At 71.3% G+C, this 23,349-nt stretch carries 24 protein-coding genes; 14 read left to right on the top strand and 10 right to left on the bottom strand.

Annotation, left to right across the window (positions count from 1 at the left end; all coding sequences use genetic code 11):
• The first annotated feature begins 11 nt into the window (after nucleotides 1–11).
• A complete protein-coding gene (locus tag AB0F38_RS08725) occupies nucleotides 12–386 on the top strand; it encodes a helix-turn-helix domain-containing protein (RefSeq protein WP_361888782.1) in 375 nt (124 codons plus the stop codon).
• 17 nt (nucleotides 387–403) lie between these two features.
• Here the strand turns inward: AB0F38_RS08725 and AB0F38_RS08720 are convergent, their stop codons facing one another.
• The gene (locus AB0F38_RS08720; protein ID WP_361888922.1) at nucleotides 404–1,783 is read right to left on the bottom strand and encodes an FAD-dependent oxidoreductase; all 1,380 of its coding nucleotides are present in this window, start codon (nucleotides 1,781–1,783) and stop codon (nucleotides 404–406) included.
• An 86-nt stretch (nucleotides 1,784–1,869) separates the two neighbouring features.
• Complete coding sequence (locus AB0F38_RS08715; protein WP_361888779.1) at nucleotides 1,870–2,559, bottom strand: DUF305 domain-containing protein; 690 nt, start codon at nucleotides 2,557–2,559, stop codon at nucleotides 1,870–1,872.
• A 157-nt stretch (nucleotides 2,560–2,716) separates the two neighbouring features.
• On the opposite strand from AB0F38_RS08715, the gene AB0F38_RS08710 reads away from it, so the two are divergent.
• Nucleotides 2,717–4,207, top strand: a complete 1,491-nt coding sequence (locus AB0F38_RS08710) for a hypothetical protein (protein WP_361888776.1) — start codon at nucleotides 2,717–2,719, stop codon at nucleotides 4,205–4,207.
• Nucleotides 4,208–4,406: 199 nt separating this feature from the next.
• On the opposite strand, the gene AB0F38_RS08705 is transcribed toward AB0F38_RS08710, so the two are convergent.
• The 5 genes from AB0F38_RS08705 to AB0F38_RS08685 form a co-directional block, all read right to left on the bottom strand.
• Entirely contained in the window at nucleotides 4,407–4,586 is a 180-nt protein-coding gene (locus AB0F38_RS08705) for a hypothetical protein (RefSeq protein WP_361888774.1), read from the bottom strand.
• 80 nt (nucleotides 4,587–4,666) lie between these two features.
• The gene (locus AB0F38_RS08700) at nucleotides 4,667–5,389 is read right to left on the bottom strand and encodes an HAD-IA family hydrolase (RefSeq protein WP_361888771.1); all 723 of its coding nucleotides are present in this window, start codon (nucleotides 5,387–5,389) and stop codon (nucleotides 4,667–4,669) included.
• A 30-nt stretch (nucleotides 5,390–5,419) separates the two neighbouring features.
• Complete coding sequence (locus tag AB0F38_RS08695; protein ID WP_361888768.1) at nucleotides 5,420–6,118, bottom strand: phosphatase PAP2 family protein; 699 nt, start codon at nucleotides 6,116–6,118, stop codon at nucleotides 5,420–5,422.
• 34 nt (nucleotides 6,119–6,152) lie between these two features.
• A complete protein-coding gene (locus AB0F38_RS08690; protein ID WP_361888765.1) occupies nucleotides 6,153–7,088 on the bottom strand; it encodes a M56 family metallopeptidase in 936 nt (311 codons plus the stop codon).
• Between the two features lie 85 nt (nucleotides 7,089–7,173).
• Nucleotides 7,174–7,773 carry a DUF5134 domain-containing protein gene (locus tag AB0F38_RS08685; RefSeq protein WP_361888762.1) on the bottom strand — a complete coding sequence of 200 codons (600 nt, stop codon included), beginning with the start codon at nucleotides 7,771–7,773 and terminating at the stop codon, nucleotides 7,174–7,176.
• A gap of 177 nt (nucleotides 7,774–7,950) precedes the next feature.
• On the opposite strand from AB0F38_RS08685, the gene AB0F38_RS08680 reads away from it, so the two are divergent.
• Entirely contained in the window at nucleotides 7,951–8,499 is a 549-nt protein-coding gene (locus tag AB0F38_RS08680; protein ID WP_361888759.1) for a GNAT family N-acetyltransferase, read from the top strand.
• Nucleotides 8,500–8,518: 19 nt separating this feature from the next.
• Here the strand turns inward: AB0F38_RS08680 and AB0F38_RS08675 are convergent, their stop codons facing one another.
• Nucleotides 8,519–9,202, bottom strand: a complete 684-nt coding sequence (locus AB0F38_RS08675; protein ID WP_361888756.1) for a glycerophosphodiester phosphodiesterase family protein — start codon at nucleotides 9,200–9,202, stop codon at nucleotides 8,519–8,521.
• 245 nt (nucleotides 9,203–9,447) lie between these two features.
• Here AB0F38_RS08675 and AB0F38_RS08670 point away from each other — a divergent pair, with 245 nt between their 5' ends.
• The 4 genes from AB0F38_RS08670 to AB0F38_RS08655 all read left to right on the top strand — a co-directional run bounded on the left by AB0F38_RS08670 (nucleotide 9,448) and on the right by AB0F38_RS08655 (nucleotide 14,098).
• A complete protein-coding gene (locus AB0F38_RS08670) occupies nucleotides 9,448–10,845 on the top strand; it encodes a DUF6421 family protein (RefSeq protein WP_361888753.1) in 1,398 nt (465 codons plus the stop codon).
• 26 nt (nucleotides 10,846–10,871) lie between these two features.
• Nucleotides 10,872–11,639 (top strand): SDR family NAD(P)-dependent oxidoreductase, encoded by a 768-nt coding sequence (locus AB0F38_RS08665; RefSeq protein ID WP_361888750.1) that lies wholly within the window; start codon nucleotides 10,872–10,874, stop codon nucleotides 11,637–11,639.
• The gene (locus tag AB0F38_RS08660) at nucleotides 11,618–12,700 is read left to right on the top strand and encodes a low specificity L-threonine aldolase (protein WP_361888747.1); all 1,083 of its coding nucleotides are present in this window, start codon (nucleotides 11,618–11,620) and stop codon (nucleotides 12,698–12,700) included. Before AB0F38_RS08665 ends, AB0F38_RS08660 begins: the two co-directional genes overlap by 22 nt.
• A 705-nt stretch (nucleotides 12,701–13,405) precedes the next feature.
• Complete coding sequence (locus AB0F38_RS08655; RefSeq protein ID WP_361888744.1) at nucleotides 13,406–14,098, top strand: phenylalanine--tRNA ligase beta subunit-related protein; 693 nt, start codon at nucleotides 13,406–13,408, stop codon at nucleotides 14,096–14,098.
• Between the two features lie 21 nt (nucleotides 14,099–14,119).
• Here the strand turns inward: AB0F38_RS08655 and AB0F38_RS08650 are convergent, their stop codons facing one another.
• Nucleotides 14,120–14,842: a lysophospholipid acyltransferase family protein gene (locus AB0F38_RS08650; protein WP_361888741.1), complete on the bottom strand. Its 723-nt coding sequence runs from the start codon at nucleotides 14,840–14,842 to the stop codon at nucleotides 14,120–14,122.
• 220 nt (nucleotides 14,843–15,062) lie between these two features.
• Here AB0F38_RS08650 and AB0F38_RS08645 point away from each other — a divergent pair, with 220 nt between their 5' ends.
• The 5 genes from AB0F38_RS08645 (at nucleotide 15,063) to AB0F38_RS08625 (ending at nucleotide 19,565) form a co-directional block, all read left to right on the top strand.
• Nucleotides 15,063–15,389, top strand: coding sequence for a thioredoxin family protein (locus tag AB0F38_RS08645; RefSeq protein ID WP_361888738.1), 327 nt, complete (start codon nucleotides 15,063–15,065; stop codon nucleotides 15,387–15,389).
• 196 nt (nucleotides 15,390–15,585) lie between these two features.
• Nucleotides 15,586–16,092 carry a flavin reductase family protein gene (locus AB0F38_RS08640; RefSeq protein WP_361888735.1) on the top strand — a complete coding sequence of 169 codons (507 nt, stop codon included), beginning with the start codon at nucleotides 15,586–15,588 and terminating at the stop codon, nucleotides 16,090–16,092.
• A 199-nt stretch (nucleotides 16,093–16,291) separates the two neighbouring features.
• A complete protein-coding gene (locus AB0F38_RS08635; protein ID WP_361888732.1) occupies nucleotides 16,292–17,077 on the top strand; it encodes an electron transfer flavoprotein subunit beta/FixA family protein in 786 nt (261 codons plus the stop codon).
• Nucleotides 17,078–17,135: 58 nt separating this feature from the next.
• Complete coding sequence (locus AB0F38_RS08630; RefSeq protein WP_361888728.1) at nucleotides 17,136–18,098, top strand: electron transfer flavoprotein subunit alpha/FixB family protein; 963 nt, start codon at nucleotides 17,136–17,138, stop codon at nucleotides 18,096–18,098.
• A gap of 168 nt (nucleotides 18,099–18,266) precedes the next feature.
• The gene (locus AB0F38_RS08625; protein WP_361888725.1) at nucleotides 18,267–19,565 is read left to right on the top strand and encodes an aldolase/citrate lyase family protein; all 1,299 of its coding nucleotides are present in this window, start codon (nucleotides 18,267–18,269) and stop codon (nucleotides 19,563–19,565) included.
• A 5-nt stretch (nucleotides 19,566–19,570) separates the two neighbouring features.
• Here AB0F38_RS08625 and AB0F38_RS08620 read toward each other — a convergent pair whose 3' ends face one another.
• Complete coding sequence (locus tag AB0F38_RS08620) at nucleotides 19,571–20,599, bottom strand: LacI family DNA-binding transcriptional regulator (RefSeq protein WP_361888723.1); 1,029 nt, start codon at nucleotides 20,597–20,599, stop codon at nucleotides 19,571–19,573.
• 182 nt (nucleotides 20,600–20,781) lie between these two features.
• Between AB0F38_RS08620 and AB0F38_RS08615 the strand changes: the two genes are divergently transcribed.
• Nucleotides 20,782–21,750: an ROK family protein gene (locus tag AB0F38_RS08615; RefSeq protein WP_361888720.1), complete on the top strand. Its 969-nt coding sequence runs from the start codon at nucleotides 20,782–20,784 to the stop codon at nucleotides 21,748–21,750.
• A 322-nt stretch (nucleotides 21,751–22,072) separates the two neighbouring features.
• On the top strand, nucleotides 22,073–23,110 hold the full coding sequence (locus AB0F38_RS08610) for an NUDIX hydrolase (RefSeq protein WP_361888717.1): 1,038 nt from the start codon (nucleotides 22,073–22,075) through the stop codon (nucleotides 23,108–23,110).
• The last annotated feature ends 239 nt before the right edge of the window (nucleotides 23,111–23,349 follow it).

Genomic DNA, 23,349 nt, shown 5'->3' with positions numbered 1-23,349 from the left:
GATCTCGTACAATGGGCACTCCCGGACGAAGTGGAGCCACCGTGACGACGAACGCCCGTGCGCTCAGCCATCCTTCGCGCGAGGAGATCCGCGTGGAGGGAGTGCTCCACGCGCTCTCCGACCCGATACGGCTGCGGATCGTGCGCCGGCTGGCGAGCGCGGCGGACGAGCTGGCCTGCTCACGCTTCGAGCTCCCGGTGTCCAAGTCGACCACCACACATCACTTCCGGGTACTGCGCGAGAGCGGCGTCATCCAGCAGACCTACCGGGGCACCGCCAAGCTGAGCGCTCTGCGGACAGAGGATCTGGACGTCCTCTTCCCCGGAATGCTGAGCAGCATCCTCGGTGCTGCGGACCTCCAGGCGAAGCGACTGGGCGAGGACTGACACCTCCCCGCCACCGGTCAGGAGCCCTCGCCCCGGGCCGCGTCGAGCAGGCCGGACCAGTCCGGGATCTTCACGCGTCCCCGGCCCAGCGAGCGCCCCAGCTCCTCCTCCGCGCGCTCGATCGACAGCCAGCCGTCCCACTCCACCGGACGCAGGCCCGATGCCCGCAGGGCACCCAGCGGATCGGCGGCCACGTCCCTGCGCACGAGCAGCGGAGCGTCCTCGACCAGCGAGGCGACCGTCTCCTTGGCGCACGACCTGTTCGAGCCGATCACTCCGGTCGGGCCGCGCTTGATCCACCCGGCGACGTACTCCCCGGGGGACGCCACGCCGTCCCTGAGCACCCGGCCGCCGAGATGCGGCACGGTGCCGCGCGCGGCATCGAAGGGAAGCCCCGGCAGTGGCGTCCCCCGGTACCCCACGGCCCGCAGGACGAGCCGGGCCTCGATGTCCTCGTACGCGCCGGTGTCCCGCACGCCCCCGGCGCCGTCCGGAGCCGTTCGCGCGAACCGGACCCCGGCGACCTGGCCACCCCGCTCCAGCAGCTCGACCGGACGCAGGAAGAACCGCAGCCGGATGCGGCGCTCCCCGTCGTGTGCGGCGGGCGGCGGGTTCTGCGACCAGCCGCGCAGCACCTCCAGATTGCGCCGGATCACGGCAGGCAGCGGCGGCGTATCCGGCCCGCCCGCAGGGGCCGCGCAGGCCGGGTCCAGGGCCAGGTCCGCGCCGTCCACGACGGTCCGGGCCCCCGGCAGCGCACCCAGCTCGCGCAGCTCCTTCGTGGTGAACCTGGCCTGCGAGGGGCCGCGCCTGCCGACGATGTGCACCTCGCGCACCCGGCTCGCCCCGAGCGCGTCCAGCGCGGCGCGCGGCACGTCGGTGGAACGCAGCCCGTCCGCGCCGCGCGCGAGGATCCGGGCGACGTCGACCGCCACGTTACCGACCCCGACCACCACGGCCGAGCCGGCCCGGAGCGCGAAGCCGTCGGCGGCCGCGTCCGGGTGTGCGCTGTACCAGGAGACGAACTCGGTGGCCGAGAAGCTGCCCGGCAGATCCTCCCCGGGGACGCAGAGCGGCCGGTCCGCCGCCGCGCCGACGCAGTAGACCACCGCATGGTAGAGCTCCTTCAGCCGGGCGGGTGACAGCCCGCCCGGGCCGCCCACCTCCACATGCCCCACGAAGGTGATCCGGTCGTCCTCCAGGACCGCCCGGAGACTGCTCTGCAGCGACTTGATCTTCTCGTGGTCGGGCGCCACGCCGTAGCGGACCAGGCCGTAGGGCGTGGGCAGCCTGTCCAGCACGTGCACCCGCACATCCGGCACCCGCGACTGCTGCAACAGGGCCTGGGCCGTATAGACCCCGCTGGGACCCGAACCGACGACGGCGACACGGAGCACGGCGCACCTCTTCCCGCAGGATGCCTCCAGCATGGCACCGCCGTACGGAACCGGGCAGGTGCGGCGCGGCCCGGTTCCCGCGGCCGTCAGGGCATCAGCCCGCGCATCCGGTCGACCTCGACGGTCTGCTGGGCGACGACGTCATTGGCCATCTCCTCCACCAGCACGTTGTTGCCGTCCGCGAGGGCCTCCGTCGCCATGGTGACCGCACCCTGGTGGTGGGTGATCATCAGCTTCAGGAACAGCGTGTCGAACGCCTTGCCCCGCGCCGCGCGCAACTGCTTCAGCTGGGCGTCGGTCGCCATCCCGGGCATCGCGGCGTGGTCGTGCGTCTCCTCGCGTCCGTCGCCGCGGTTGTTCGTCAGCCACCCCTCCATGGCGGCGATCTCCGGCTTCTGGCCCGCCGAGATGCGCTCCGCGAGCCGCTTGACAGAGGAGGAGGACGCCCGGTCGGGGACGAGAGCCGTCAGGACCAGGGCCTGTCGGTGGTGCTCGATCATCATCTTGGCGTAGCGGAAGTCCGCGGAGTTGGGGGTGTCGTCCCCGGCGGCGGCCTTCACGGCTTCCTCGGCCGACATCGTTCCGGCGGGCTCACCCGGCTTTCCCGGTGCCACCACCGTGAGGCCCCTGTCCGCCGCCTCGGTGGTCCCGTCGCCCCCGCTGCCCGAATCGCAGGCGCTCAGGGCGAGTACGGCAGCCGCCAGCGCCGCCGTGAGAGCGACTGCGCGTCTGCGCGTGTTCCGACGGTGGATCAGCACGGTGACCTCCTGTGCCACATGGGTGTGTTGCAGACCGTCCTAACACCTTCCGGAGGGCGGTGATCAAAAACTTTTATTACGTCTCTGTTGCCATCTGTTGGTGTGTACATGCGAGGGACGATACTGCCGGGGTCCACGAACCGTTCCTCTACGGACGGACACAAGGGAGGACGCAGTGACCTCGTTGCACACCACCAGCGTGCGGCGCAGACGTCTGGGTGTGGCGGCAGCCGCGGCCGGGCTCTTCGCCACTCTGCTGACGGCCGGACCCGCGGCCGCGACCCCCGACCCCGGTGACACCGCCGCGACCCGCAGCGGCATCTCCGTGAGTCAGCAGGCCGAAGCCGAGGCCGCCATCAAGAGCGGTGAGATACCCGGCGTGGACGAGATCGTCCACAGCGACAACATCGAGCACCTCGCCAACGTCCCCAAGGACGCGCTCGCGGGGCTCAACACGGACCTGGCCTTCCAGGGGAACTACGCCTACGCGGGCAACTACGACGGCTTCCGGATCTTCGACGTCAGCAACCCGAAGAAGCCGATGACCGTCGCACAGGTTCTGTGCCCCGGCTCGCAGAACGACATCTCGGTCTCGGGGGACCTGCTCTTCCTGTCCACCGACTCCTCGCGCAGTGACAACTCCTGTGCCAGCACCACGCAGCCCGCCACGGAGAAGTCCTCCTGGGAGGGCATGAAGGTCTTCGACATCAGCGACAAGCGCAACCCGAAGTACGTCGCCGCGGTCGAGACCGCGTGCGGTTCTCACACCCACACGATCATTCCCGAGCGCAAGAGCGTGTACGTGTACGTCTCCTCGTACTCGCCGAACGAGACGTTCCCGGACTGCCAGCCGCCGCACGACGGGATCTCCGTCATCAAGGTGCCGCGCAGCGCTCCCGAGAAGTCCCGGATCGTGAACTTCCCGGTGCTCTTCCCGGACGGCGGCAACCCGGGTGCGCCGACCAACCCGGGCGTCTCCAGGACCACCGGCTGCCACGACATCACGGTGCTGCCCTCGAAGGACCTGGCAGCAGGGGCGTGCATGGGCGACGGTCTGCTGTTCTCCATCAAGGACCCGGAGAACCCGAAGATCATCGACCGGGTCCAGGACAACGTGAACTTCGCGTTCTGGCACTCCGCGACCTTCAACCAGGGGGCCGGCAAGGTCGTCTTCACCGATGAGCTCGGCGGCGGCGGAGCGGCCACCTGCAACGACGAGATCGGCCCGAACCGGGGAGCCGACGGCATCTACGACATCACCGGCAGGGGCGACCACCGCAAGCTGGTCTTCCGCAGCTACTTCAAGATCGACCGCCCGCAGGCCGACACCGAGGTCTGTGTCGCGCACAACGGCTCGATCATCCCGGTCAAGGGCCGCGACCTGATGGTCCAGGCCTGGTACCAGGGCGGGGTCTCCGTGTGGGACTTCACCAACTCCTCCGAGCCGGAGGAGATCGCGTACTTCGAGCGTGGTCCGGTCTCCACGGCGGCGGTCACCACGGCCGGCCCGTGGTCGGCCTACTACTACAACGGCTACATCTACTCCAACGACATCGCCAAGGGCCTCGACGTCCTGAAGCTCGACGACCGGCGGACGGACCCGGCGAAGAAGGTGCGGCTGAACGAGCTCAACGTGCAGACCCAGCCGGACTACTTCGACCGCTGACCCACCCGCTCCTTCCCCGTTCCTCGCGTACGGGAGCGCTGTGTCCCGCCGGGTGGCTCCACCTGGCGGGACACGCTTAATTCATTGACCGGTGAGCCGCGCGGGGAGATGCTGTACCCCTGATTCCGGCGACGCGGGGGATCGCCGGAATCAGCGGGGGCCCGGCGAGCGAGCGCGGTGGCCGGACATCCGTACCCGCTCAGGCGGCCGGGCGCACGCTCGTACCGGCCGCGGCGGCCCACTCCACCAGCAGACGCTGGTACTCCCGTTCGTCGTCCGGGGACAGCATCCCGCCCGAGCGCTGCCACAGGTCACGAATCGCTTCGTTCACCACGGAGGCAGGACGCACGGACACGGATGTGTTCGGATACGGGGACATGGGTACAAGGCTAGGCCCCGGTCGAGCCATACGCCCCATCGAGGGACAGGGATATCCCTCACACCGTCTCCCGGAATCCTTCACGACCCCTCGCATGCCCCCTGCCGGGCGAGAGACACCAGACCGAGCGCCCTGAGCCCGTCCGGGCGCTCCGCCACGGGCAGGTGGTCCACAAGACGCACCTCGCAGCCCAGCGCGGTGGCGCCCCCGTCGGCGCGGCGGTCGTCGCCGACCATGACGGCGTGCGACGGATCGAGCCCCAGCAGAGCGCAGGCGGCCCCGAACAGGCGCGGATCGGGCTTCTGGATGCCGTGCTCGTAGGACAGGACGTACGCGTCGACCAGCTCGTCCAGGCCGTGTGCCCGGAAGACGGGCCGCAGGTCCCAGCCGATGTTGCTCACGACACCGACCGCGATCCCGTGGTCGCGCAGTCCCCGCAGCACCTCGGCCGCATCGGGGTACGGCTGCCAGGCCTCGGGGCTCATGTGACGCTCGTACAGCGCGTCGTACAGCTCCGGGTCGGGCAGGGCCACCTCGCGGGCCAGACCGGTGTACGCCGCCCGGTGCTGCTCGGCGGTCCGGTCGCGAGTGGCCCAGGCGGAGGCCAGCCGTGGCGGGATCTGCAGGGGGCCCGGACCGCCGGGCAGTGCTCCGGCGACGGTCAGCTGCCGTACATACCGTTGGAAGTCGGCCTGTTCCACCACGGCGCCCCGTGCGTCGAGCACGGCGCGCAGCCAGGAGCTGACGGGCTCGATGCGGAAGAGGGTCCCGGAGAAGTCGAAAAGCACGCCCTTGATCTGCATGGGCCGATGGTCGCCGCTCCGGGAGCAGCCCTACAAGGGGGCACCCGCGCCGCCGGCCGCCCGGCGCGCCGCGTACCCGGCGGTCGCGCCGTATCCGACGACGGCGAACGCGACCACGGCCGCGCCCAGCAGCAGCCCGCCCAGAACATCGGTCGGCCAGTGCACGCCGAGGTAGACCCGCGTGACGGCCACGCCCACCACGGAGACCACGGCCAGGGCCAGTCCGGCCCACCACCAGGGGGACCTCGCGCCGTACAGGCGCAGCAGCCACAGCAGGAGACCGCAGCTCACCATCGCGGTCATCGCGTGGCCCGACGGAAAGGCCGCGTAGTGCGCCGAGTCCACCGGGTCGGGCCACTGCGGACGCTCCCGGCCCACCGCGGCCTTCAGGCCCTGCTGTACGAGGGCGGCGAGCGCGCTGACCAGTGCCACCCACACGGCGAGCAGGCGCGCGGCGTGGCGCCACAGCGCGATGACTGCCACGGCGATCAGGATGCGCATCGTCCACGGGTCCCACACCCAGTCCGTCAGCACCCGGTTGACCTGGACCAGCCCGGGCTCGGTCACCGCTCTGCGGTGCAGCGCCTCGGCCACCGTGGTGTCCAGGGAGATCAGGGGCGTCCAGCGCACCGCGACCATGACGACCAGAACGGCGGACAGGGACCCGCAGACGAGGCCCGTACCCAGTAGGGAGTGCCGGGTGCGTGGGGGGAGTGAGGGGGAGTGCATGGGGTCGATCCTCGCGGACGGTCCGCGTATCGCGCTAACCCAGGGCGCTGAGACCCGGCACGAACGCCACCAGCAGCGGCACGACCGGCACCAGGGCCGCGGCCGCTGTCAGCCGCAGCCGGCGGCCCGCGGTGAGCCGATCACCCGGGGCCAGCAACCGGTTCACCCGGAGCGGCACTTGGGCGTCCGGAGCCGGGCAGGGGCCGAACACCCCTCGGTCCTCGTTGAGTTCGACCAGGGCGAGCGCGATCGTGAGGCGTCCGAAGCGCCGGGAGGCCACGTCGTCCGCGGCCAGTTCGACCAGCCGGTGCATCTCGTCGCGGAACGCGGCGAACACCGGAATCTGCGGGAATCCGGTCGCGAGCGCGTCCGAGCAGTGCAGGAGCCAGTCGTGGCGCGCCCGCGCGTGCCCCTGTTCATGGGCCAGCACAGCATCGAGCTGACGGCCTTTCAGCCGACCCAGTGCCGCGGTGGTGATCACCAGTTGGGGCGCCGCCCCGGGCAGCCACCAGACGCCCGGCCGTTCGCCCTCCAGCACCACGAGACGGCCGCTGCCGGGCTCCTCGCCCGGCATGAGCGGGGAGCGGACCAGCAGTTCCGTGCGCCGCCGCCTGCGGCGCACCTGGGCCCGGCGGATCTCCCGTACGAGCATGGCGGCGGTCCACAGGCCGCCGAGCGCGAGCAGCACCGCGATGACCGCCGACCAGGGTCCGTACGCGCCCAGTGCGTACGCCTCCACCACCGCGTGCGGGGCGGGCGCGAAGACATGTCCGCGGACCGCCTGCCAGGCCGCTGCCGCGCTGAAGGTCATCGACAGCCCGAACGACAGCAGCACCGCCGCAACCACGCACTGCCAGACCCACAGCGCCACGACCGGCTCACGCTCCGGCCACTGGGCCCGGGCCATCAGGCTCGGGGCCACGACGGCAGCCAGTGCACCGAGCATCAGCAGCGTGAGGGAGACCACCATGGTCCCAGCCTATGAGCGCGGCGGTACCCACGGGTATGGCCGCGTGCCCCAAGTGACGCAGGACACGGCGAGCGGGCCCTCCGTCTCACAGGGTGAGCAGCATCGCGAACATGGCCAGTCCCATGGTCAGCCTGCACGCCATCGCCAGCTCGGGCCGCGCGCCCCAGGCCAGGTCCTCCTTGCCGGACCCACCGCCGCCACGGACGCCCGAGCCGCCCGCGGCGGTGTCCGCCGGTATCAGGCGTCCCGCCGAGCGCAGCACGTAGAGCGCGTAGTAGGCCAGCAGCACTCCCGTCAGCAGGGGTATGCCGCCGGCCGCCCCCGCGTGGGCCGTGTGCCCGCCGTGCACGCCCTGGCCCGCGCCCGGCGCCATGGCCACCGCCATGTAGACCATCGCCAGCGAACCGACCAGATGATGCAGATGGTGCCCACCGTGCCGAACACCGACGAGCGCGCGCACCGTCGCACCCCCGAACACCACCGCGTAGACCGCCCACATCCGGTCCGGCGGCGTGAACAGGGCCGCGGGAACCGCCATCGCGGCCATCCCGAACCCCATCACCGCCTCCGCGTGTGCCGCCCCGCGCTCCCCCTGCGCACCACTGCGCGCACGCAGCAGGCAGTACGCACCCGTGACCCCGCACAGCAGCATCAGCAGCCAGCCGGACAGTGCCGGTCCATGCACGGTGCACCTCCCCCCGCGGTGAATGACGCCGGTTGTCGTCTAGTCGATGCCCAGCTCGGGACGGTCCTACCGGGGCGCATCGAGGTGCGAGGGGAGCGCGCCCGGCCTGCGGGGGGCGGTTACGGCCGGGTTAGTCTCGGACGGCATCGTCGGCAGCAGACAAACGGAGTACCTCGCATGGGCATCGCACCGTCCCCCGATCAGGCAAGGCTGACCTTCCGTGACGCGACCGAGCAGGACGTGCCGGTCCTCGTGGGGCTCGTCGAGTCCGCCTACCGAGGCGACGCGAGCCGAGCGGGATGGACCACCGAGGCGGACATCCTCCACGGCCGGCGTACGGACGCGGACGGGGTGCGCGAGGTGCTCACGGCCCCCGGGGGACGGCTCCTCGTCGCGGAGCGGGACGGCGAGCCGGTCGCCTGCTGCCAGCTCGAACACCGGGGAGAGGCCGCCTACTTCGGCATGTTCGCGGTCACTCCCGGACTGCAGGGCGCCGGCCTCGGCAAGGAGATCATCGCCGAGGCGGAGCGTACCGTGCGCGAGAGCTGGGGCGTGAAGGAGATGCACATGACGGTGATCTCGGTCCGAAAGGAACTGATCGCCTGGTACGAGCGCCGGGGCTACCGCCGCACGGGAACGACGACTCCCTTCCCGTACGACGACGAGCGCTTCGGAATCCCGCAGTGCGAGGGCCTCGTGTTCGAGCTCCTGGTCAAGGAGCTGTAGACAGAGGCCCGCGACGGGCTCAGGCGGTGAAACGGCCCGCGCGAAGGATCTCCGGGTAGTCGGTCGTCGCACCGTCCAGGCCCAGGGCCCGCACCAGACGCAGGTGGTCCTGGGTGTTCACCACCCAGCCGATCACCTTCAGACCCTCCTCATGGGCATGCTCGACCACCTCCAGGGTGAGGCGGCGGATGTTCAGGGCCAGTGTCGCCGCGCCCACGGCCTTGGCCCGTTCCACCACGTCGCCGCCCCAGCGGCCGGCGATCAGTGCGGTCCGCACCCCTGGAACCAGCCGCGCGATCTCGGCGACCGCCTCGTCGTGGAACGAGGACACCTCGACCCGGCCGGCGAGATCGCGCCGCAACATCACCTCGGCCAGCGCACGCGCCGCGGCCACGTCCTTGATCTCGGCCTGCACCGGTGAGACGACCGCGTCGAGCACCTCCTCGAAGACGGGCACGCGCTCGCCCCGCCCGGCGTCGAGCTCGCGGAGCTCGGCCAGCGTCTTCTCGGCGATCAGCCCCTTGCCGTCCGTCGTGCGGTCCACGGCGGCGTCGTGCATGACGACGAGCGCGCCGTCCTCGCTCAGATGGAGATCGAGCTCGATGGCGTCCATGCCTGCCTGCTCGGCCCGTACGAACGAGCGCAGTGTGTTCTCGGGCTCGACACCCATAACCCCGCGATGGCCGATGGTGAGAAAAGTCAAGGCGATCCCGCTTCCGTCCGTCGTCCGTACCGTGTGCCGCTCCTGCCCACAGGGAACCAGTTCTCGCGTGGAGGGCGGTGCATGTCCCGCCTGCCCGACGGAAGAACTTGTCACATGGGGGTGTGGCAGGAAAAATAGCGGTGACAATGAGGGGTGGCAGGATAATTTTCTGGATCCCACTTGTCCGAAGGAACCCCGCATGGATACGGTTGCTTGACGCGAGGTTCTCCCGTGAAGGAAGAGTTATGACGGAAATTCTTGAGCACGCCACCGCACCCGGCGCGACAGCCGCTGCCCAGCGGGTCGTCGAGCACCCCGCCTGGAACGCGCTCAAGAGTGCCGTCGAGGAGTTCCGCCCCTGGCAGGCGAAGGACGGCTCCATCGACTTCGGCGCCGAGGGCGCGCCCTCGGCCGGGACGGCCGAGGCCACCATCGAGCGAGTCGCCACCGCGGTCGAGCAGCTCTCCCCGCTGCTCCCGCACGACGCCGCATACCACCGCGCGCTCGTCGCGGACCTCCGCCGCTGGGCCGCGGACGGCTTCGGGGTCCCGGACTTCCTCGACTCCCTCCTCGCCTTCCAGCCGGCCAGGGACCGCATCGACGGCCTCCAGCATCTGGTCGTCTTCGCGATGTACACGCAGAACGGCAACCCGGACCGCAATCTCGAAGCGGTCGTGCTGCGGATGGTGTGGCCCGAGTGGCTGGCCGACCTCGAGGCCACGCGCTACGACAACCCGCTGTTCTGCGGCATCACGTTCGAGGACTTCACCTCGGGCTACGACACCAATTCCGCGGTGCTCTTCCCCGAGACGATCGCCGTGCGCGAAGCCCCCGAGCGCTTCAGCTGGGGCGGCATCTTCTGCGACCGTGAAGCCGCCCGCTTCCGCCGGGTCACCAAGGCGTCCGTCGACCTCCTGGGCCTGGAGCTGCCCGAGGACATCCGCGAGATGATCGGCGACCAGAAGCGCTGCGAGCAGGCGTTCGTCCTCTGGGACATGGTCCACGACCGCACCCACAGCCACGGTGACCTGCCGTTCGACCCCTTCATGATCAAGCAGCGCCAGCCGTTCTGGATGTACGGGCTCGAGGAGCTGCGCTGTGACCTCACCGCCTTCAAGGAGGCCGTGAAGCTGGAGGCCGACGGCTTCGGCCAGGGCCGTGACGTGCAGTTCGCCGTGCTGTTCGACCGGATGTTCCGCTTCCCCGTCACCGGCGAGCGCGTCCGCAACTACGACGGGCTCGGCGGCCAGCTCCTCTTCGCCTACCTCCACAAGCACGACGTGGTCCGCTGGACCGACAACACGCTGAAGATCGACTGGGCCCGCGCCCCGCAGGTCACCAACCAGCTCTGCGCCGAGATCGAGAAGCTCTACCGCGACGGCATCGACCGACCCAAGCTGGTCCACTGGTTCGCGGCGTACGACCTGGTCGCGAGCTATCTCGCACCGCACCCCGGTTCCCGCTGGGCCAAGGGTCCGGACGCCCTGGACGTGACACAGCCGCCGCGTAAGCTCGTCGACGACGTGCTCCCGGACGAGTTTCCCCTGAGCATGTTCTATGAGGCGCTCTCCAAGAAGCTGAAGCACGTGATCGCCTCCACCAAGGGGATCACCGCGACGGATGCCGGGCGGGCAGCCGCGTGAGCGCACGTTCTGAGGAGGCGGTGGCCATGAACGCAACAGCCAAGGGTGACGGGAGCGGTGTGCTCGACGGTGCGGTGATCGCGGTGGCGGGAGCGGCGGGAGCCGCGGGCCGGGCCACCCTGATCAGGCTCGCGGAGGCGGGTGCGACCGTGGTCGCCGCCGACGCACACCCCGAGCGGCTCGCCGAGGCGGTCGACGCGGCACGCTACGCCCACGGCGGGGCGACCGTCACCGGCGAGACCGTGGATCTGCTCGATCTGGAGGCGACCAAGGACTGGGCGGCCAGGACGGAGAAGGAGTTCGGCCGGGTCGACGGCCTGGTGCACCTGGTCGGGGGCTGGCGCGGCAGTGCCGGCTTCGCGGACACCAGCCTGGCGGACTGGGACTTCCTGGAGAAGCTGCTGGTCCGCACCGTCCAGTCCACCTCGCTCGCCTTCCATGACGTCCTCCAGCGCAGCGACCGCGGCCGGTACGTTCTGGTCAGTGCCGCCGGAGCCAGCAGCCCCACCGCCGGCAACGCCGCCTACGCGGCGTCCAAGGCGGCGGCCGAGGCATGGACGCTCGCCCTCGGTGATGCCTTCCGTAAGGCGGGGGGCGACGAAGGGCCGACGGCTGCTGCTGCGATCCTGGTCGTGAAGGCACTGGTGCACGACGCGATGCGCGCCGAGCGCCCCCATGCGAAGTTCGCGGGTTTCACCGACGTCAAGGAGCTGGCCGAGGCCATCGCCGGCGTCTGGGACGTGCCCGCCGGAGAAGTGAACGGAAAGCGCCTGTGGCTGACCCCGCAACCGTAAGGACCGACGCGCGACGTCATCACGATCCGCAGGTACGCGGTTTCGCCAGTGACAACTACGCGGGCGCGCATCCGGAGGTCCTCGCGGCCCTCGCCCTCGCCAACGGCGGCCATCAGGTCTCCTACGGCGAGGACGACTACACCGAACACCTCCAGCGGGTCATGCACAGCCACTTCGGCCCGACCGCCGAGGCGTTCCCGGTGTTCAACGGCACCGGCGCCAATGTGGTCGCCCTCCAGGCGCTCACCGACCGCTGGGGTGCGGTGATCTGCGCCGAGTCCGCCCACATCAATGTGGACGAGGGCGGCGCACCGGAGCGGATGGGCGGGCTGAAGCTGCTCACCGTCCCCACCCCGGACGGCAAGCTCACGCCGGAACTGATCGACCGGCAGGCCTTCGGCTGGGACGACGAGCACCGGGCGATGCCGCAGGTCGTGTCGATCACGCAGAACACCGAGCTCGGCACCGTGTACACGCCCGAAGAGATCAGGGCCATCTGCGAGCACTCCCACGAGCGGGGCATGAAGGTGCACCTGGATGGTGCCCGGATAGCCAACGCCGCCGCGTCCCTGGACGTGCCGATGCGTACGTTCACCAACACGGTCGGTGTCGACGTGCTCAGCTTCGGCGGAACCAAGAACGGCGCGCTCTTCGGCGAGGCTGTCGTCGTCCTCGACCCGGACTCCGTCCGTGCGATGAAGCATCTGCGCAAGCTGTCCATGCAGCTGGCCTCCAAGATGCGCTTCGTCTCGGTCCAGCTGGAGGCGCTGCTCGCGCGCGATCTCTGGCTGCGCAACGCCCGTCATGCCAACGAGATGGCGCAGCGGCTCGCTGCGGGCGTCCGCGCGGTGGACGGCGTCGAGATCCTTCACCCGGTCCAGGCCAATGCCGTCTTCGCGCGGCTCCCGCACGCGGTGACCGAGCGGCTGCAGCAGCGCTTCCGGTTCTACTTCTGGGACGAGAAGGCCGGGGACGTCCGCTGGATGTGCGCCTTCGACACCCGCGAGGAAGACGTCGACGCGTTCGTCCAGGCGCTCAAGGAAGAGATGGCGCGCTCGTAGCGTACCTGTGCGGTCGACCGGAAGGCATTGATGCCGGTCGGCCGCTTCGCCGTGCTCGGCGGGTGGGGAGCCGCTTCGGCATGCCCCGGAAATTCCTCCCACCTCGCCGCTGACAAGGTCATCGACCATGCCCACCCGCTCGTGCGCGAGAGGGCCGAGCCGCTCGGCGCGGAGTCGGCCGATGCATACCCATGCGCCCCCGCCTCCTGCCCGTTCGTGCGTGACGCCGTCCCCGCGGGTCCCCGGGGATCCGCGCGCCGCCCGGTGGGCTCGCCGCCCGTACAGGGCATCCGATCCGCCGAGGCGCACGCCCTGGCGGCCCTGCTGCGGACCGCGGACATCCCTGCCGGCCTCTGCCGCCGGCGGCTCACCGACGACTACGGCGCCGCTCCGGCCGTCCACGGGCCGGTCTCGGTGAGGCTTCCGGGGGTGGACCGCCGGGCGCCGCAGGATTCCCGCGGTGATGGTTCCGGCGTCGGCGCCGACTCTCGGCCGGAGTGGAGCGGCCGGCCCGGGTGCCACGAAGGAAGTTTATTGGAGTGGACTTTCCGGTACTCTACGCAGTACCGCACCCGGTGGGTCTCCGTGTGCTGCGGAGCGCCCGGGGCCGCGCCGAGTCGTGGTCGAACCTTCCCACCGCGCTCTGACGCCCGCGCCGGGAGCGGTCTCTCCCCGAATCCGTACCGCGTCGACGTAAGGCAGACAATGACCCTGACGATCACCGTTTCCGACGAGGTCCGCCACCTCGCCCCGGGCTTCAGCCACTTCGCCGTCGAGGCGCACGGCCTGGTGAACGCGCCGAGCGACGAGGACAGTTCGGCCCTCCTGGACGAGGCGACCCGCAGGCTCGTCGAGCGGCTCGGCGGCCGGGCCCCGCACGAGGATCCGCACGTCGCGGCCTGGCGCGAGACGTACGCGGCGTTCGGCGCCAAGCCGTCCCGAACCCGCAATTCGGCCGAAGCCCTCGCCAGGCGCGCGCTCACCGACGCCGGGCTGCCCCGCGTCAACCGCCTGGTCGACGTCTACAACGCCATCAGCGTCGCCCACCTGATCCCCGTCGGCGGCGAGGACACGGACCGCATCAGGGGCGCCATGCGGCTCGTACGCGCCACCGGTCAGGAGCCGTTCCCCACGGTCGCGGGCGGTGCGGACGTCGTGGAACACCCGGAGCCCGGCGAAGTCGTCTGGTGCGACGACGAGGCCGTCACCTGCCGCCGCTGGAACTGGCGCCAGGGCGCCCGCACGCGCCTCACCGAGGAATCGGTGAACGCGGTCTTCCTGCTGGAGGGCCTCGCCCCCCTGGCGGCCGGCGAGCTCGAGGCCGCGGCCACCGAGCTCGCCGAGTCGCTGGAGAAGATGAGCCCGGGAGCGCGGATCACCCTCCACGCCCCGGCGTGACGCCTGCTGCGCGCCCCTTCGTCAGCCTCGCTCGCGTACCTCGTCGGGCGTAGGAGCCGTGCCGCCGAGATGGGCCGGAATCCACCAGGTGTCGCTCGCGTCCTTGGGGCGCACCGGATAGGCGCGCTGCGCCGCCTCGAGGAGCTCCTGCACGCGTTCCCGCAGCCGACGGGTGATCGCGCCCGCGTACTGGTCGGAGGGCGCCTGCATGGGCTCGCCGACCCGGATGGTGATCGGGATGTGGCTGCGACGGAAATTGCGCCGGTGCCCCTTGGTCCAGATGCGCTGGGTGCCCCACAGCGCCATGGGGATCAGCGGTACGCCGGCTTCCTGGGCCAGCCGGGCGGCACCCGACTTGAAGCTCTTCAGGGTGAAGGACTCGGAGATGGTCCCCTCGGAGAACACCCCGACGATCTCGCCGGACCGCAGCGACGCCAGCGCGTGCGCGTAGGCGTCCTCGCCCTGCTTGCGGTCGACGGGGATGTGCTTCATGCCGCGCATCAGCGGCCCGGAGACCTTGTGCCGGAAGACCGATTCCTTCGCCATGAAGCGGACGAGCCGCCTCTGGGGCAGCGCACCGAGTCCCGTGAAGATGAAGTCCAGATAGCTGATGTGGTTGCTGACCAGTACCGCGCCACCGGTCTTCGGGATGTGCTCCGAACCCTGTGTGTCGATCTTCAGGTCGAGCGCCTTGAACAGCGTGCGAGCGGCGCCGATGACCGGCCGATAGACGAGTTCTGCCATCTGGATGAAGACCCTTCTTCAGCGCCTGGGGAGGGTTCTCCCGGCGTAAGTTACGCAGCCGTAGGTATCCGGCATTGTGGCGATCGTGCCCCATGCGCGACGCCGTGGCCAGTCCCGAAGGGCCCTGGGCGCGAGATTCTCGTCACGTGAATCCTCCGGGAATGTAATGCCGCGGCCCGGTGCTGACTCCTTGGGCAGAGCTCTGAGAAGGAGGCCGCGGATGAACGGGCAGACGGCTGCCGATACGCTGGACCGCGCCCAACTCGGCGCTGAGCTGGGGGATCGGGCCACTCTCGTGCAGTTCTCGAGTGCGTTCTGCCAGCCCTGTCGTGCCACCCGGCGCACGCTCTTGGAGGTGGCCGGAATGGTCGAGGGCGTCGCCCATGTGGAGATCGACGCGGAGGCGCATCTCGCGCTCGTGCGCAGACTCCGCATCAGCCGCACACCGACCGTCCTGGTCCTGGACGCGGGCGGCCGGATCGTCCGCAGGGCCGTGGGGCAGCCGCGTACCGCGGACGTCGTCGCCGCGCTGGGACAGGCGATGTGACGGACCGTGACGCATCTCCCATATACCGGGACGCGCTTGACCGCGCGTACCGCGCATCGTCACCCTGACGCCATGCCGCCAGAACTCCTTCTCTTCGGCCGGGTCCCCGCGGACCTCGCGCGCCACGCCGGTGCGTGCTGTCCGGGTGCCTGAAGAACCCTCGGCCCCGTACGCCCCCTCGCAGAAGGACGCTTCCATGACGGCATCGCCCGGTCTCGGCACCCCCCTGACGGCTTCGCCCGAACTTCTCCGCTCCGTCTTCCGGCAGCACGCCGCCGGTGTGGCCGTGATCACCGCGGCCGGTGAGCGACCGGTCGGCTTCACCGCGACCTCCCTCAACTCCGTCGCCGCCGATCCGCCCCTCATCTCCTTCGGTGTGGGCACCTCGTCCTCCAGCTGGCCCGTCGTGGCCGAGGCCGAGCACATCGGGGTGCACATACTCGGCGAGGACCAGCGGGAACTGGCCGCCACCTTCGCGCGCAGGGGCGCCGACCGGTTCGGCCCGTCCACCGACTGGCGCAGCGGACCCGAGGGCGTGCCCCTGCTCGGCGGTGTGGTTGCCTGGCTGGTGTGCCGGGTGGTGGCCCGGATCCCGGCCGGGGACCATCGCATCGTGATCGCCCGGACGGTGCTCGGGGACCCGGCGGGTGGCGGCCGCCCGCTGGTCTACCACCAGGGTCGTTTCACGGCTCTGCGAGACTGAGGGCACGCAGGCGGCACCTGCGCGGAGCGCGTTGGCAACGTCACAGTTCCAAGCGCTTGCTTACGGGGAATGCACTGGGTGTACTGGCGAGTAATATTGCCCTCGGAGCATCGGTCGCCCCGACCGGATCCGCCCCACAGGCGCCTATGCTGCGTGCAACAAGGCAGCCCAGAAATGACGATGCAGTAGGAGAGCCGGCGTGAGCTTGAGGATCGTTGTCTGTGTGAAGTACGTGCCCGACGCCACCGGCGACCGGCATTTCGCCGATGACCTGACCCTGGACCGTGAGGACGTCGACGGTCTGCTGTCGGAGCTCGACGAGTACGCGGTCGAGCAGGCACTGCAGATCGCCGACGAGGCGGACGACGCGGAGATCACCGTGCTGACGGTGGGCCCCGAGGACGCCAAGGACGCGCTGCGCAAGGCGCTGTCGATGGGCGCCGACAAGGCCGTTCACGTCGAGGACGACGACCTGCACGGCACCGATGTCATCGGTACCTCGCTGGTGCTCGCCAAGGCCATCGAGAAGACCGGCTACGACCTGGTCATCTGCGGCATGGCGTCGACGGACGGCACCATGGGTGTGCTTCCGGCCCTGCTCGCGGAGCGCCTCTCCGTCCCGCAGGTCACGCTGCTCTCCGAGGTCTCGGTCGAGGACGGCACCGTCAAGGGCCGCCGTGACGGCGACACCGCGAGCGAGCAGCTCCAGGCGTCCCTCCCGGCCGTCGTGTCCGTGACCGACCAGTCGGGCGAGGCCCGTTACCCGTCCTTCAAGGGCATCATGGCGGCCAAGAAGAAGCCGGTCGAGTCCCTGGACCTCGAGGACCTGGACATCGAGGCGGACGAGGTCGGCCTCGGGGGCTCCTGGACCGCGGTCGACTCCGCGGCCGAGCGTCCGGCCCGTACGGCGGGCACGATCGTCAAGGACGAGGGCGAGGGCGGCAAGCAGCTGGCCGAGTTCCTTGCGGGCCAGAAGTTCATCTGAGCCCCCGGCTGTTCCCTCACCGCCCCGCACTCCCTCGCACGCAGGAGATTGAAGTCCCATGGCTGAAGTTCTCGTCTATGTCGACCACGTGGACGGTGCCGTCCGCAAGCCCACCCTGGAGCTGCTGACGCTCGCCCGCCGCATCGGCGAGCCCGTCGCCGTCGCCCTCGGCAACGGGGCCGCCGACACCGCGGCCGTGCTCGCCGAGCACGGAGCGGTGAAGGTCCTGACCGCCGACGCGCCGGAGTTCGCCGACTACCTCGTCGTACCGAAGGTGGACGCGCTCCAGGCCGCGTACGACGCCGTGTCCCCGGCCGCCGTGCTGCTGCCCTCCTCCGCCGAGGCCAAGGAGATCGCGGCCCGCCTCGCGGTCCGCATCGGCTCCGGCATCATCACCGACGCCGTCGACCTGGAGGCCGGTGACGAGGGGCCGGTCGCGACGCAGTCCGCGTTCGCCGCCTCGTACACCACCAAGTCCCGTGTGTCCAAGGGCACTCCGGTCATCACGGTCAAGCCGAACTCGGCCGCCGTCGAGGCCGCTCCGGCCGCCGGCGCCGTGGAGGCCCTCGCGGTCTCCTTCTCCGACCAGGCCACCGGCACCAAGGTCCTCTCCCGCACCCCGCGTGAGTCGACCGGCCGTCCGGAGCTGACCGAGGCCGCGATCGTCGTCTCCGGCGGACGTGGCGTCAACGGTGCGGACAACTTCGCGATCATCGAGGCGCTCGCCGACTCGCTCGGTGCCGCCGTCGGCGCCTCCCGCGCCGCCGTCGACGCCGGCTGGTACCCGCACACCAACCAGGTCGGCCAGACCGGCAAGTCGGTCTCCCCGCAGCTGTACATCGCCTCGGGCATCTCCGGCGCGATCCAGCACCGGGCCGGCATGCAGACCTCGAAGACGATCGTCGCCATCAACAAGGACGCCGAGGCCCCGATCTTCGATCTGGTCGACTACGGCGTCGTCGGCGACCTGTTCGACGTCGTCCCGCAGCTGACTGACGAGGTCAAGGCCCGCAAGGGCTGATCCGGCGGAAGCCGTACCCGTGCGACGGCCCGGGGCCGCGTGGTGTTCTCGCCGCGCGGCCCCGGGCCGTTTCCGCTCACCATTGACGTGAGCAGCGACGGCCAATAACTTCACTATGCGGATTAAGGGTTCCGGGAAGCGGAAGTGTCGCAGGCGGAGGGCGCGGTCATGGGACAGCAGGAGAAGGTGGCGACGAGCCTCGCCGGCGCGGTCGGTGCGGAGATCGGCGCCTCCCTCGCGGAGGTGGACGCGGAACTCGCCCGCCGCTACCCGGGAGACCCCGGCACGCGCCAGCCCGTCCACACCGTCTACGTCCCCGCCGACGCCTTCGCCGCTACGACCGTCCGCTCCTGGGGCGACCGCGCGCTGGCGGCCCTCGACGAGCACGCCCCCGACGCCGCAGCCCTCGCCGGGGTCCTGGGCATCCCGCAGGAGCTCGCGGAGCCCGTCCACGACCGTGTACGGGCCAAGCTGGAGCGCGAGCCCGTGGAAGACCTGCGCATCGACTTCGAGGACGGCTACGGGCCGCGTCCGGACGCCGAGGAGGACGAGGCGGCGGCCCGCGCGGCCCGGCTGGTGTCCGAGGCGCAGGGGGGCGGGACCGCGGCCCCGTACACGGGCATCCGCATGAAGTGCATGGAAGCGGCCGTGCGCGACCGGGGCATGCGCACCACGGACATCTTCCTCACCGGCCTGATGCGGGCCGGGGGCCTCCCCGACGGGCTCGTCCTCACGTTGCCGAAGGTGACGTACCCCGAGCAGGTCGCGGCCTTCGTCCGCCTGCTGGAGGCATTCGAGCAGACGCACGGGCTGCCGGCCGGGCGCCTCGGGTTCGAGATCCAGATCGAGACCAGCCAGTCCATCCTCGCCGCCGACGGCACCGCGGCCGTGGCCCGCATGATCGACGCCGCCCGCGGCCGCGTGACCGGCCTGCACTACGGGACCTTCGACTACAGCGCCTGCGTCGGCGTCAGCCCCGCCTACCAGTCCAGTGACCACCCCGCCGCCGACCACGCCAAGGCCGTCATGCAGGTGGCCGCCGCGGGCACCGGCGTACGCGTCTGCGACGGCTCCACCAACGTGCTGCCCGTCGGCCCCACCGAGCAGGTCCACGACGCCTGGCGCCTCCACTACGGCCTCACCCGCCGCGCCCTGGCCCGTGCCTACTACCAGGGCTGGGACATGCACCCGGGGCACCTGCCCACCCGCTACGCGGCCGTCTACACCTTCTACCGCGAGGGCCTGCGCCAGGCCGCGTCCCGGCTCGCCGCGTACGTGGCCCAGGCCGGGGGCGACGTCATGGACGAGCCGGCCACCGCGAAGGCCCTCAGCGGCTACCTGCTGCGGGGCATCGACTGCGGCGCCCTGGACACCGCGGAGGTCGCCGAGCTCACCGGCCTCTCCCGCGCGGACCTGGACACCTTCGCCTCGCCCCGCCGCGGCGGGGCGACCGTGACGGCTCCGTAGGCGGCTCAGACGGGCGGCAGTTCGCCCGAGCCGCGGGGGATGAGCCGTGTCGGCAGCTCCACCCTCGCCGGGGCGTGGTCGGCGCCGTCCAGACGCCGGAAGAGGTGCTCCGCGGCGGTCCGGCCGACCGCCGCGGCGTCCTGGGAGATCACGGTGATGCCCAGCAGGTCGGCCAGTTCGATGTCGTCGAAGCCGACGAGCGCGATCCGGCGGTCGCACTCCGCGAGGACCCGGACGACCGTGACCGTCACACGGTTGTTGCCCGCGAAGAGCGCGGTGACCGGCTCGGGGCCGGTGAGCATGGTCTCGGCGGCGGCCCTGACCCGGGCCGGATCGGTCGAGCCGAGGGAGACCCAGGAGTCCTCGACCGTGATATCCGCGTCGGTCAGGGCCGCGTGGTAGCCGCGCAGTCGTTCCTTGGCCGTGTGGATGCGGGGCTGGTCACCGATGAAGCCGATCCTGCGGTGGCCGTGCGCGATCAGGTGGGCCACTCCCTCGCGCGCACCGCCGAAGCTGTCCGAGAGGACCATGTCGGCGTCGACCCGACCGGCCGGCCGGTCGACGAACACGGTGGCGATACCCGCCTTCATCTCGGGCTCCAGGTAGCGGTGGTCGTCACCCGCCGGGATCACGATGAGGCCGTCCACACGACGGGCGCAGAGCGCGAGGACGAGCTCCTGCTCGCGGTCCGGGTCCTCGGCGCTGGAGCCGTTGATGAGCAGGGCGCCGTGGGCGCGGGCCACCTCTTCCACGGCGCGGCTCAGCGGGCCGTAGAAGGGGTCCGCGAGGTCCTCGAGCACGAGGCCGATGGAGGCGGTACGGCCCTTGCGCAGAACGCGCGCGCTGTCGTTGCGGCGGAATCCGAGGGCCTCGATCGCCTCCTGGACGCGTCGCTCGGTGTCAGGGGTGACACCGGGTTCGCTGTTCACCACCCGGGAGACCGTCTTGAGTCCCACTCCGGCACGGGCTGCCACATCCTTCATGGTCGGCCTGTTGCCGTAGCGGGACTCGGGATGACGGGCGGTCTCGGCCACGGTGCGCTGTCCTGTCGTCGGGTGCGGGCGGTTCCGGCCTCCCGGGGCGGTGCTGGGAGGGGCCCGGAGGCTGTGGCGTCGAGCATAGGCCCTGGACAACGTTGTCAACAGAATGGAGACTGTGCGGACCACCCACGGAACTCGCAGGTCCTGCCCCTCACCCCTCCGGAGAGTCCACACCGATGCATACCGACCTCGTTGCCGCGCTCGACATCGGAGGCACCAAGATCGCCGGCGCGCTGGTGGACGGCGGCGGATCCCTGCTGGTGCGGGCCCAGCGGCCGACGCCCGCACGTGAGGACGCCGAAACGGTCATGGCGGCGGTCGGCGCCGTCCTGGAGGAGCTCAAGGCGTCGCCCCTGTGGCACGGGGTGAACGCGGTCGGTATCGGCAGCGCGGGTCCCGTGGACGCGTCGGCGGGCACGGTCAGCCCGGTCAACGTTCCGGGCTGGCGGGACTTCCCGCTGGTGGAGCGGGTCGGCGCGGCGACGGGCGGACTGCCGGTCGTGCTGGTCGGCGACGGTGTCGCGATGACGGCGGCCGAGCACTGGCTCGGGGCTGCCCGCGGCCACGACAACGCCCTGTGCCTGGTCGTCTCCACGGGTGTCGGCGGCGGCCTCGTGCTCGGCGGAAAGCTGCACCGGGGGCCCACCGGCAACGCGGGCCACATCGGCCACATCAGTGTCGACCTGGACGGCGACCTGTGCCCGTGCGGCGCACGCGGCTGCGTCGAGCGCCTCGCCAGCGGGCCGAACATCGCCCGGCGCGCCCTGGAGAACGGATGGCTGCCCGGCCCGGACGGTGACGCCACCGCCGCCGCGGTGGCCGCCGCCGCACGGGCCGGCGACCCGGCCGCGGTCGCCTCGTACGAGCGGGCCGCCCAGGCGCTCGCCGCCGCCGTCGCAGCCACCGCCACGCTGACCGAGATCGACATCGCGGTGATCGGCGGGGGAGTGGCCGGGGCGGGCGAGACGCTCTTCGCACCGCTGCGCAGATTCCTGCGCGACTACGCCACGCTCTCCTTCGTCCAGGGCCTCACGGTGGCCCCGGCCGTGATGGGCGCGGACGCCGGCCTGGTGGGCGCGGCCGCCGCCGCCTCGGCGGTCCGCCACGACGGGGCGCACGCAAGGGCCGTGGCCGCTCCGTGGTGACCGGCGGTGCCCCGGCCCTCCACCCGGCGGACGGCGGCTCCCGGCGGCTCTCGGCTGCTCCCGGGCGGACCGGTGGCGTGTCGGCTGTCCCCGTCCGCGGAATGACCACGAGGAACGCGTCCTGTGCCCCACGCCGTTCCTGCGCTGTCCGCTCAACGGCATCCGGCGCCCCCGTAACGGCCGCGTCCTTGCCCGGGCTCGTACAGTGGGACGCCCCTTGCGCCCCCGGCGGTCGCTTCTCCGCAACAAGCTTCGCCCCGGCGGGGTTTCCGCAGCAGGGTGTTGCGGGCAAGCCACAGGGGGCTACGGAAGAGGGGGACCCGTGATCGTCTGGATCAACGGTGCGTTCGGTGCGGGCAAGACCAGTGCTGCGTGCGAACTGATCGACCTGATCCCGAACAGCACCTTCTACGACCCCGAACTGATCGGCGGGGCACTGCGCCACCTACTGCCCCAGAAGAAGCTCGCCGAAGTGACCGACTTCCAGGACCTGCCGATCTGGCGGCGCCTGGTGGTCGACACGGCGGCCGCGCTGCTCGCCGAACTTCCCGGGGTGCTCGTGGTGCCGATGACACTTTTGAGGCAGGAGTACCGCGACGAGATCTTCGGCGGACTCGCCTCTCGGCGCATTCCGGTGTGCCATGTACTGCTCTCACCTGAGGAAACGATCCTGCGGAGACGGATAGCCGACCGGGAGGAGTTCACGGGCGATCCCGACCACCACGAGCGCTCCGAACAGTGGGCGTACGCACACATCGAGCCCTACCGGGCGGCGCTCGAGTGGATCACCGCGGACGCCTTCACGATCGACACCACCGCCCTCACCCCGCGTGAGACGGCCGGGCGGATCGCCGAGGCGGTCCGCAGCGGAGAGGCCAAGGAATGCGGGATAGTCCAGACCCCGCAACCGCGTGCGGAGACCGTCGCTTCGGGGGTCCTGCTCTTCGACGAGCAGGACCGGGTGCTGCTCGTCGACCCGACCTACAAACCCGGCTGGGAGTTCCCCGGCGGGGTGGTGGAGCCGGGAGAGGCGCCGGCCGAGGCCGGGATCCGGGAGGTCGCCGAGGAGCTGGGGCTCCGCCTCCGCACGGTCCCGAAGCTCCTGGTCGTCGACTGGGAGGCGCCGGACCCGCCCGCGTACGGAGGCCTGCGCTTCCTCTTCGACGGCGGACTCCTGTCCGGCGAGGACGCCGCACACCTGCTGCTTCCCGGCTCGGAGCTGCGCGGCTGGCGGTTCGTCACCGAGGAGGAGGCGGCCGGCATGCTGCCGCCCACCCGCTTCGAGCGGCTGCGCTGGGCCCTGCGCGCCCGCGAGCGGGCCACCGTCCTGAACCTGGAGGCCGGGGTGCCGGTGGGGTGAGGGAGCGCCCGCCGGCCGGCGCCCCGTGGCGGTCACGGGCGGCACGGCCGTGTCCACGGTGAGCGGATCGCCGTGACCGAAGCAGCCGACGGCGGGGGCCGGGGCGGCAGGCCGCCGGAACGCCGCCCCGGCCGCGGTGCGTGTGCAGGAGGCCCGGCGTCACCTGGTCCGCCCCGGCCACGCGGCGCCCGGTGAACTGAGCACCGTGACAGGGCAGTTGGATGCAGGGGTGCGACCGG

The sequence above is a fragment of the Streptomyces sp. NPDC025273 genome, from assembly GCF_040638585.1.
Lineage (GTDB): Bacteria > Actinomycetota > Actinomycetes > Streptomycetales > Streptomycetaceae > Streptomyces > Streptomyces cinereorectus.
This window is presented reverse-complemented; position numbering and strand designations above follow the sequence as displayed.